The 1,049-nt window shown below is 63.1% G+C and carries 1 protein-coding gene; it reads left to right on the top strand.

Going from position 1 to position 1,049, the window contains the following annotated elements; translation table 11 throughout:
* The first annotated feature begins 62 nt into the window (after window positions 1-62).
* Window positions 63-995, top strand: a complete 933-nt coding sequence (locus tag L1069_RS23745) for an IS5 family transposase (protein WP_129369975.1) — start codon at window positions 63-65, stop codon at window positions 993-995.
* Window positions 996-1,049 lie beyond the last annotated feature (54 nt).

Below are 1,049 nucleotides of genomic sequence, written 5' to 3'. Positions count from 1 at the left end.
GGCCTTGTTGCACAAAGGGGTGAGGGATTCACCTCGTGAATCCAATGTAGTAGCCGGAAGGCATGAGCAGACCTCCGAAGACTACCTACAAGACGACCAACTGGCAAAGCTACAATCAAGCATTGAGGCAGCGTGGATCGCTGACCGTCTGGTTCGACCCCTCGATGCAGTGGGAAGCCATTCCGTCGGGGCGCCGTGGCCGTCAGCAGGCCTATAGCGACGCTGCAATCCAGGCCTGCCTCACCCTCAAGGCCCTCCTCGGGCTGCCGCTCCGCCAATCGACCGGTTTCGTGGCGAGCCTACTCGAACTGTCCGGGCTGGGCTGGTCCGTGCCGGACTTCAGCACTCTGTCACGTCGCCAAAAGACTTTGAACGTGACCATCCCGTATCGCGGTTCCAAGGGGCAGCTGCATCTGCTCGTAGACAGCACCGGCATCAAGGTGGAAGGCGAAGGCGAGTGGCACACGCGCAAGCATGGCGGCTCGAAACGAAGGGTCTGGCGCAAGATCCACCTCGGGATTGATGAGGAAACGTTGGAGATCCGGGCGGTCGAGGTCACCTCCAGCAATGTCGGCGACGCGCCGATGCTGCCGGGCCTGCTTGCCCAGATCCCTCCGGATCAGGAGATCGCCACCGTGACAGCGGACGGTGCCTACGACACGCGCGCCTGCCATGACGCCGTCGCCGACCGCGGAGCGGCAGCAATCATCCCGCCCCGCCGCAACGCAAGGCCCTGGAAGCCGGACACGGCAGGAGCCCGGGCGCGGAACGAGATCCTGCGGACGTCAAAGCATCTTGGTCGGACGCTGTGGCGGAACTGGAGCGGCTACCACCGACGAAGCAGGGTGGAGACGAAAATGAACTGCGTGAAGCTGCTCGGACAGAGGCTGATGTCCCGCGACTTCGACCGCCAGGTTGCCGAAGTTCAGATCCGTGCGGCGGTCATGAACCGCTTCACTGCCCTCGGCATCCCGGTCACCATGGCCCTGGGATAAGTGCGTTCGGGGAAAGGGGAACTGCGCTCATCAGCTGATTTGTGCAACAGCGCC

Source organism: Leisingera sp. MMG026, from assembly GCF_021654205.1.
In the GTDB taxonomy this organism is placed as follows: domain Bacteria; phylum Pseudomonadota; class Alphaproteobacteria; order Rhodobacterales; family Rhodobacteraceae; genus Leisingera.
The sequence above is the reverse complement of the archived record's forward strand: the minus strand, read 5'-3'. Positions and strand labels throughout refer to the sequence as shown.